This window comes from Roseofilum halophilum BLCC-M91 (assembly GCF_030068445.1).
Lineage (GTDB): Bacteria > Cyanobacteriota > Cyanobacteriia > Cyanobacteriales > Desertifilaceae > Roseofilum > Roseofilum halophilum.
Genome location: NZ_JAQPOK010000109.1, coordinates 61,104 through 69,966, shown reverse-complemented (window position 1 = coordinate 69,966; position 8,863 = coordinate 61,104). Strand labels below are relative to the sequence as shown.

Sequence of the window (8,863 nt, the reverse complement as noted above, 5' to 3'; positions counted from 1 at the left end):
TTACAGCGCTTCGCGCGGCAGAAGGGTAATGGGTAATGGGCAGAAGGGAAAACCATTTTTTACGCTATGCGTGCCCATTCTTCAGGCTTTTCATGGGACAACACTCTCAAGGAACATTTCGATTACTGTACCTCATAACATCGAAAAACGCTGTATATCAAGTCCGTTGGAGAACCTAAGAGAAATCGCGTTTGTGGACTCCCTGCATCCGGATTATTCCTGCTCGTCAGTGAAGAATAAAACCAAGTATGTAGCCACGGGTTAACGAGCGTGGGAAAATAGGGCAAACCTCAGCCGGGCAAAAAAAGCATTTTTGAAATGACTGGTTATCCGTGACTCAAAAGCAAGGCAAAAGCGCCTATGATATTCTCCAATGGTAGTGTGTTGTGTGTGGAGTGTTCTGAAAATGGTTCAATCTTTATCCAAACCTCAAACTCCGGTAGCCAGTAGTCCAGAAATTGCGCCCCTCGATCCGCTCTGGAACCCCCTGAACCTACCGCCTTCTCGACTGTTTGGTACGGATGGTATTCGGGGAAAAGCAGGGGACTTGCTCAATGCTCCCTTTGCGCTTCAGTTGGGATTTTGGGCGGGACAAGTGTTACGTCCTGCGGGGATGAGTTCTGGCATTGTGATTTTAGGGCAAGATTCCCGCAATTCTAGCGATATGTTGGCCATGTCCCTGTCCGCCGGGTTGACAGCCGCCGGGTTAGAAGTGTGGAATATGGGATTGTGCCCGACTCCTTGTGTTTCTTATCTGACGGGAGTGACGGAGGCGATCGCCGGTATCATGATCTCAGCCAGCCATAATCCTCCCGAAGACAACGGCATTAAATTTTTTGGCTCAGATGGTACAAAATTGTCTCAAACCGTTCAGGGACAAATTGAGGCGGCGCTCAGAGGACAAATGCACCTGCATACCAGTCTTCCTCACTGGGGACAACATTATCATCGCCCAGAGCTGCTCAAACAGTACGCAACCGCTTTACATCAACCCTTGGTCAACACCCTGGATTTACGGGGAATGCGGATTGTTTTAGATTTAGCGTGGGGGGCTGCGGTTCCAGTTGCCCCTGGGGTATTTGAGGATTTGGGCGCAGAGGTCATCTGTTTACACAACCGAGCCGACGGCAATCTGATTAATGTTAACTGTGGTTCCACCCATTTGGCTTCCCTGCAAGCAGCCGTGCAAGAACACAACGCCGATCTCGGATTTGCCTTTGATGGGGATGCGGATCGGGTAATCGCCGTAGATTCCCAGGGAAGACCCGTAGATGGGGATTATATTTTGTATCTCTGGGGTTGTACTCTCCAGGATGCCCAAAAACTCCCCAACCAAACCATTATCTCTACCGTGATGGCTAATCTCGGATTTGAACATGCCTGGGCAAAACTGGGAGGTCAATTGGTGCGGACTCCCGTGGGCGATCAGCATGTTCATGCAGAAATGATTAAAAGCGGGGCTATGCTTGGGGGAGAACAGTCCGGTCACATTCTTTGCCACCATTACAGCTTAACGGGCGATGGTCTACAAACGGCACTCCACTTATCTGCCATTGTCCGTCAGTCAGGAACGAGCTTGGCTGACTTGGTAAACCAAAGCTTCCAACCCTATCCCCAATTGCTGAAAAATGTGCGCGTTGAAGACCGCCATACTCGTTTAAATTGGCACAGTTGCCAACCCCTGCAAGAGGCGATCGCCCATGCCACCGAAGCCCTGGGCAACCAAGGCCGCATCCTGGTTCGAGCCTCTGGCACTGAACCCGTCGTCCGGGTAATGGTGGAAGCCATTCAAGATAATCTGGCTCTCCATTGGACAGAACACCTTGTCCAAGCGGTACAGCGCCATTTAGCCTAGAAATTCTAAAGCAGGGCTGTTTGATTCTGGGCAGGAGATAGCATTACCTATGACCAGCACATTTTGATGATAGGGTAGTCACATTCCGTTTCCCTTATCTTCCTGCCCATGGATTTGGATTGGCTTGGCCCCCTGATGTTTGTCGGAGCGCTGTTTTTGCTGGCGATCGGTTATCCGGTGGCTTTTTCTCTCGGTGCTACGGCTCTTCTGTTTACCCTTATTGGTATGGCAGTGGGGACATTTGACCCTATCTTTTGGTCAGCGATGCCATCCCAGATTTTTGGCATCATGAATAATTTTACCCTGCTGGCGATTCCCTATTTTATTTTTATCGGTTCCATGCTGGAAAAGTCCGGCATTGCTGAGAATCTGCTGGAAACCATGGGGATTTTGTTTGGGAGAGTACGGGGAGGGCTGGCGATCGCCGTTATCCTCGTCGGAGCGCTCCTCGCAGCAACTACCGGAGTCGTAGCCGCTACCGTCGTCGCCATGGGGTTGATTTCTTTACCGACAATGCTACGCTATGGATACAATCACGCCCTCGCTGCCGGGGTGATTACAGCATCCGGAACCCTGGGGCAAATTATCCCTCCTAGCGTCGTGTTGGTGGTACTCGGAGACCAGTTAGGGGTATCCGTTGGCGACTTGTTTTTGGGGTCGTTAATTCCCGGTTTGCTGATGACCTCTGCCTTCTTAATTCATGTATTGGTTTTTGCTTTTATTCGTCCCGATTTAGCGCCGCCCCTACCGGCTGAAGTCCGTAAAGTGCAAAGGTTATGGCTGCGCGTCCTCAAGGTTATGATCCCGCCTATTCTACTGATTTTCATGATTTTGGGTAGTATTTTCTTTGGCATTGCCACCCCCACGGAAGCAGGGGCTGTCGGTTGTTTAGGGGCGATCGCCTTAGCCTCCGCCAATCACCAATTAACTTGGACGAATTTACGGGAAGTCTGCGATGTCACCTTACGCACCACCTCCATGGTGGTATTTATCTTAATTGGCTCTAAAGCCTTTAGTCTAGTCTTTCGCGGTTTAGGAGGAGAGCGTTTAGTTCGGGAATGGTTTAGCAATCTACCAGGAGGAGCGATCGGCTTTCTCGTCATCAGTATGGCGATCGTCTTTATCCTCGGCTTCTTTATCGACTTCTTTGAAATCGTCTTTATCGTCGTGCCCATGTTTGTCCCCATCGCCCAACAATTTAACCTAGATTTAGTCTGGTTCGGCGTAATTTTAGGTGCAAACATGCAAACCTCATTCCTCACCCCTCCCTTTGGCTTTGCCCTCTTCTATCTGCGCGGTGTGGCCCCCCCAGAAGTGAGAACCGAGGAGATTTACCAGGGGGCAATTCCCTTCATTATCCTGCAATTAATCGTGATGGTCTTACTGATTCTTTTCCCTGGTCTAGTGAGCTTTTTACCCTCATTGAAGTTGTAAGTCAATTAACAATTTGCAGTCAAAGCAGTAGTATAATTTGTGAAAATGAAAACAGCAAAGACTTGATGACTATCTGGTATTTAATAGCAGCCATAATTTTAGGCTTAGGGGCGATCGCCATTATCCTCTATCTCATTACCGCCCGTCGCTATGAATCCTCAGCCTCCGTCGCCAACTCCTACGACCAATGGACAGAGGAAGGGATCTTAGAATTCTATTGGGGCGAACATATCCATCTCGGCCATTATGGCTCCCCTCCAGAGCGCAAAAACTTCCTCACCGCTAAAGTTGATTTTGTCCATGAAATGGTGCGTTGGGGCGGCTTAGATGGCCTACCCCCCAAGACCACCGTCTTAGATGTCGGTTGTGGCATTGGCGGCAGCAGCCGGATCTTAGCCCAAGATTATCACTTTGAGGTCACCGGCATTACCATCAGCCCCCAACAAGTCCAACGGGCCCAAGAACTAACACCAGAAGGAGTAAACGCCAAATTTGCCGTCGATGATGCCATGGCCCTCTCCTTCCCCGATGCCAGTTTTGATGTCGTCTGGTCAATTGAAGCCGGGCCCCACATGCCCGACAAAGCTATTTTTGCCCAAGAACTGCTCCGAGTCCTCAAACCGGGAGGAATTTTAGTCGTTGCCGACTGGAATCAACGGGATGACCGCCAAATTCCCCTGAATGGGCTAGAGCGGGCAATTATGAAGCAACTCTTAGATCAGTGGTCTCATCCGGCATTTTCCAGTATTGAAGGCTTTGCCGAACTCCTAGAAGCGACCGGATATAGCCAAGGAGAAGTGATGACCGAGGATTGGACAGAACCCACCCTTCCCTCTTGGCTCGATTCCATTTGGCAAGGGGTGGCTCGACCGGAAGGGTTGATTAAGTTTGGTCTACCCGGTTTGATTAAATCCCTGCGAGAAGTGCCCACCCTGCTACTGATGCGCGTCGCCTTTGGTACGGGTTTATGTCGGTTTGGGATGTTTCGCGCCATTCGGGGAAATGACCCAACCCATCTCCAGAAATCTCAATCTACTCAGGTCAGTACAATTGGCTCTTAGCCCTACTTATGATTCTCATGACTCTTCTGAATAGAGGAATAGATGTTACATAAGTTCAAAATTGGCTATAGTAGACAACAAGAGTTTATCTTGAGATTGAGAAAGATGATGATCAATCTAGCTCCAGCTCCACCCTCGTCAAACCAGGTGGGAGAACAGGAGGAAGCACGGGCCCTCAGAGAAGTATTTGCAAACATTGATGAAAGGAGTTGTCCCAATTCCTATAACTTTCACATGCATAGCCAGTTTTCTGATGGCAAATTACGCCCGGAAGAGATTATTGACCAGGCGATCGCCCTGGAATTGCGAGGACTAGCGATCACGGATCACCATAGTGTTGACGGTTACAAAGTAGCGAAAAACTGGCTCAATCATCCCAATCTCAACCCTAAACCTTCCCTCCACCTCTGGAGCGGCGTGGAAATCAATGCCTATTTGTGGAAAACTGAAGTTCACATTCTCGGCTATGCCTTTGATCCTGAGCATCAAGTTTTGAAGCCCTATCTCCAAGGCCATGCGGTGAAGGGAAAAGCCTATCAAGCCTCTGCGGTGATTGATGCTATCCATGAGGCGGGCGGTTTAGCGGTTTTAGCCCATCCCGCTCGATATCGTTATCCAGCCACTGATCTGATCCCTGAAGCTGCCGATCTGGGAATTGATGGAGTAGAAACCTATTACGCTTACAATAATCCCAGCCCTTGGACACCGAGTCCCAAACAGACAGCTCAAGTCCGACAACTGGGTGAGTCCTATAACTTGCTGCATACCTGTGGAACGGATACCCACGGTCAGAGTATCCAGAAGCGATTGTAACTGAATTGGGGTTGAAGAGGCGATCGCTCCCCCCCCACCCTTGACCCATATTGATCGTGGATATGGCTCAAGGTTTTTTTATCCTCAATTCCCTATTGCTCAATTCCCTATTGCATGAAAAAATATATTGCTACGCCCTAGGCAATAGGCACTCTTGCAATAGGAAAAAGTCTTGTTTTCCAATAATTTATGGAACAAAAAACTCAGCAAAAACCTTGGAAATATCGAGTCTGGAATATTGGTTTACCTCGTACAGGTACAACCACATTTTGCCAAGCAGTGCGGATATTAGGTTATGAGCGGGTTAAGCACAATCCTCGTTTTGAAGACTTAGGGGAACTCGATGCAGCGTCGGATATTGGATGTGTCATTTATTATAAATATTTAGACTATAAATATCCCAATTCTAAGTTTGTTTTATACTATCGAGATTTAGATTCCTGGTTAGAATCGGCGGAGTTCATCTACAGCAAATATCCCGCCACAACTGTTGATATTGCTATTTTACGGCGGATGTTAGTCTATGAGTCCGTAACCTTTGATCGACAAAAATTTATTACGGCTTACTATCGATATCATGAGGATGTGCATCGTTACTTTCAAGACCGACCTAATGACCTACTCAGACTAAATATTACCCAGGGAGAGGGTTGGGAAAAACTCTGTCCTTTTCTAGAACTTCCGATTCCAGAGGTTCCTTTTCCTCATCTCAACAAACGAACAGATGTGTACCCCGATCCCAAAGTTTAGAGGCTATCCTTCCCCGATGCATCCAAATCTAACGGAAAAACAACCTCAAAGTTATGCTTTTGTCTTCGTTTGTCAACAGGGTGAAATTGAAGGGATGGCTCTTCTGCTGGCTGCTTCTCTAAAGCGATTTATTCAATGTGAATATGAGTTAATTGCTGCCATACCCACTCCCTTTGAGAAATGGGGGATACCCCAGCCGAGAACCTTTGCCTTGCTAGAAAAAATGGGAGTTCGGATTGTTTATTTTGAAAATCATATTCTAGGCAATACCCTAGGAGATCCCCTCACCAATAAAATTTACTGCCTTCAGATTCCGACAAAGATGGATAAGCTTATTTTTTTGGATTCTGACATGCTCTGTTTACGGAACTTTTATGGAGACGAGCGCTTTGCCGTTCCAGTCAATGTTGCCTCAACTTTTAGAGCAACGGGCAGAAATTGGGAAGCCATTTATGGGGCTGTAAATTTATCTGTCCCCACCAGGGAAATTGAAACCTTATTTAGTGGAGAAATGCAACCGCCCTATTTTAATTCGGGTTTTATTGCTGTTGAGGCTCAATTAGCGCCTATCCTATATCAAGAGTGGTTAAAGTGCTTCCATCAAATTAATGCTTCTGGAGCCATGAAAGATAATCCCTACTTTCGGGAACAGGTGAGTTTAGCGGTGACGATTATCAAAATGGGATTAGAGTACGATCTTTTGGATGAGGGCTACAATTTTTGGGTGAAAGCGAGACCCCTCGATCCTAACAGCCTTCCCTATTTTCTCCATCACACTTGGCCCTATCCCACGTTATACGAGCAACCGATTCTAGAGGAAACGATTCGATCGCTCCTAGCAGAATACCCTGGCATGGCAAAATTGGTGGCTTTGTCTCGGTGGCGGTATTATTTTCAACCTAAGTGGTTGGTTTCGGTTCAACAAACCCTACTTGAAATCAATCGAAAACGATTTAAGCAGTTTTTTGACCCTTTCTTGAGAGATCTGGGACTGGCTCTGTTTGATTAATGCAGGGCATAGCAGAGGAAACTACTGTATCCGATTATCGAATCGGGGAGGGATAATTGACCAAATCTTTGACAATTTCCTCTTTGAGAACTTTAGGAAACGGTTCAGACATGAGAGGTTTATTGAAGAATTTACAGAGTTTATCCCATCCTTCTCCACCGCAGATGTCTAAAATGAGCAAAGAGTCGGGGCGATCGCGGAAATAGTGAACCACATTTTGATAGTGTAGATCGTAAACATAGGAGAGGCGATCGCGGTTGAAGTCATAACACCCATACACCGTGGCTCTTAAAAATCGTCTCAGTTTCATCTGTACCTGGCGTTCAGGGGATTCAATCGGGGAGTCACTAAAAGCAGCTCGCTCTCGCCAATAGGGTTCTAGAGAGTTCAGCCACTCTTGCTTGTTACGAACCGTGAGGATAAACTTGCTGTTAGGATAGAGGCGATCGAGATGGGGGTAATACGCTGACACCGTAATATCTGTAATCCCATCCCATTGAGAGAGGACAGAAAAGTTATAAGTTCCAGACATTAATTCCTGTAGAGTGGTGGGATCGTCCGGAAAATGAACGGTACGCATCCCCAACATATAAAGAGCATAAGTTAGGCTTTTTGTCCCTGTGCGAGTCAATCCAATGCCAAATACTTTCGAGGCGTTTAGTTGAACTCGATCGCCATTTTCCGGCTTAAATTTCATGACTGATAAACTCCAGGTTCACCGAAATAGAGCGCTGCACTCATTGATTATCCATCGTTATGTTACCCATTTCTTCGCCCCCTTGAGGCAAAAAAAATATCGGGTGGCATCAACCACCCGATCGCAGAATATCCGATCGCAACCCGGATTTATGAATCGGCTTTTTGTCCCCCCGTTACCTGAGAGGTTAAACCGGAAATATCCTTGTAGAGTTCTTGACGAGTCGAGGCTTTGAGCATATAGCGCCAAACAAACCAAGCAGCATAGATAATTCCCACCAATTCAAACAGAGGGGCAAGGATAAAGCCCAGAAGGGGGATATGATTCACCGCATCCAAGACTGCTAAGGTGAGGTAAACAGCAACCAAAGCAGTGATAACTAGGGCTACGTTGATTAAGGGTTTTTGATAGGTAACAAAAAATTCACCTACATAGTCCGTTAACCGAGAGAGAATCGTCAGCACTTGGTTAACGGTGTCTTGTCCAGAGGAAGAAGACATAACCGGAGAGGACGAAGGGGACTCAACCAACTCAGCTTTAGGAGTCGGAGCTGGAGCCGATACCGGAGCTGGGGTAGGAGTCGGAGCTGGAGTCGGGGTTTTTTCAGGTTCTTTACTTTGCATAATTGTCTCAATCTCAATTCAGATTCAAGGGTCTGGGTGAGGAGGGTTAGGTGATCGTCACTAACCAGGTTAGCCTATTGCGCTAATGTTCAGACCTACTTGAGACTAGAGCAGAGTTCGATCATTGGCAAGACTTCAGTCAAAATTACGATAGGGAACAGGCAATAGGCACTCTTGCAATAGGCCATGGGCCATGAGAAAAACAAAGGTGCGTTAGCTTAGAGTAGCGCACCTAGGAGAAAAACCAGCACTTCTGAAACAGAAGTATAGAAATTATGGGGTGGGTTCTTCGGAGGGTTGGATCGACTCAGGACGGTTGTTGAGTCGTTCGAGTTGCTGTTGGCGGAATTTAGCGGCAGCATCATCGAGGTTTTGTTGTTGGTCGATGTTGAATTGTTCGGGGTTTCTGAGATTATTTCCCCGTTGCAGGTTGTGCATTAAGTCAAAAAACTGGCTATTTCCGCCCTGGTTAGAGAAAACGCCAGAACTACCGTCTTGGCTTTGAATCTCTTCTAGGGGATCGATGGTGGTTTGGGCAAAACTAGCTTGAGTCAACAGGCTTAACCCTAGGCCGGTGAGTAGGGTAAACAGGATGTAGTTTAAGGGTTTGATCGACATGGA

Annotated in this window: 10 protein-coding genes; 7 read left to right on the top strand and 3 right to left on the bottom strand. The window is 47.3% G+C overall.

From position 1 onward, the window contains the following. From PJF56_RS14935 to PJF56_RS14905, 7 genes are all read left to right on the top strand, one after another. Positions 1–265: hypothetical protein (locus tag PJF56_RS14935; protein ID WP_283763483.1), on the top strand; the 265-nt coding region annotated here is incomplete at its 5' end. 141 nt (positions 266–406) lie between these two features. After that, the gene (gene glmM, locus PJF56_RS14930) at positions 407–1,855 is read left to right on the top strand and encodes a phosphoglucosamine mutase (RefSeq protein WP_283763482.1); all 1,449 of its coding nucleotides are present in this window, start codon (positions 407–409) and stop codon (positions 1,853–1,855) included. A gap of 108 nt (positions 1,856–1,963) precedes the next feature. Continuing rightward, the gene (locus PJF56_RS14925) at positions 1,964–3,289 is read left to right on the top strand and encodes a TRAP transporter large permease (protein WP_283763481.1); all 1,326 of its coding nucleotides are present in this window, start codon (positions 1,964–1,966) and stop codon (positions 3,287–3,289) included. Positions 3,290–3,354: 65 nt separating this feature from the next. Then, the gene (locus PJF56_RS14920) at positions 3,355–4,350 is read left to right on the top strand and encodes a methyltransferase domain-containing protein (RefSeq protein WP_283763480.1); all 996 of its coding nucleotides are present in this window, start codon (positions 3,355–3,357) and stop codon (positions 4,348–4,350) included. 105 nt (positions 4,351–4,455) lie between these two features. Then, the gene (locus tag PJF56_RS14915) at positions 4,456–5,163 is read left to right on the top strand and encodes a PHP domain-containing protein (RefSeq protein WP_283763479.1); all 708 of its coding nucleotides are present in this window, start codon (positions 4,456–4,458) and stop codon (positions 5,161–5,163) included. Between the two features lie 189 nt (positions 5,164–5,352). Continuing rightward, on the top strand, positions 5,353–5,913 hold the full coding sequence (locus tag PJF56_RS14910) for a sulfotransferase family protein (protein ID WP_283763478.1): 561 nt from the start codon (positions 5,353–5,355) through the stop codon (positions 5,911–5,913). 16 nt (positions 5,914–5,929) lie between these two features. Further along, positions 5,930–6,922 carry a glycosyltransferase family protein gene (locus PJF56_RS14905; protein ID WP_283763477.1) on the top strand — a complete coding sequence of 331 codons (993 nt, stop codon included), beginning with the start codon at positions 5,930–5,932 and terminating at the stop codon, positions 6,920–6,922. Between the two features lie 34 nt (positions 6,923–6,956). Here the strand turns inward: PJF56_RS14905 and PJF56_RS14900 are convergent, their stop codons facing one another. From PJF56_RS14900 to PJF56_RS14890, 3 genes are all read right to left on the bottom strand, one after another. Continuing rightward, positions 6,957–7,619 (bottom strand): sulfotransferase family protein, encoded by a 663-nt coding sequence (locus PJF56_RS14900; RefSeq protein WP_283763476.1) that lies wholly within the window; start codon positions 7,617–7,619, stop codon positions 6,957–6,959. Positions 7,620–7,768: 149 nt separating this feature from the next. Continuing rightward, the gene (locus tag PJF56_RS14895) at positions 7,769–8,242 is read right to left on the bottom strand and encodes a CAAD domain-containing protein (protein ID WP_283763475.1); all 474 of its coding nucleotides are present in this window, start codon (positions 8,240–8,242) and stop codon (positions 7,769–7,771) included. A gap of 273 nt (positions 8,243–8,515) precedes the next feature. Then, positions 8,516–8,860, bottom strand: a complete 345-nt coding sequence (locus PJF56_RS14890; RefSeq protein WP_283763474.1) for a hypothetical protein — start codon at positions 8,858–8,860, stop codon at positions 8,516–8,518. Positions 8,861–8,863 lie beyond the last annotated feature (3 nt).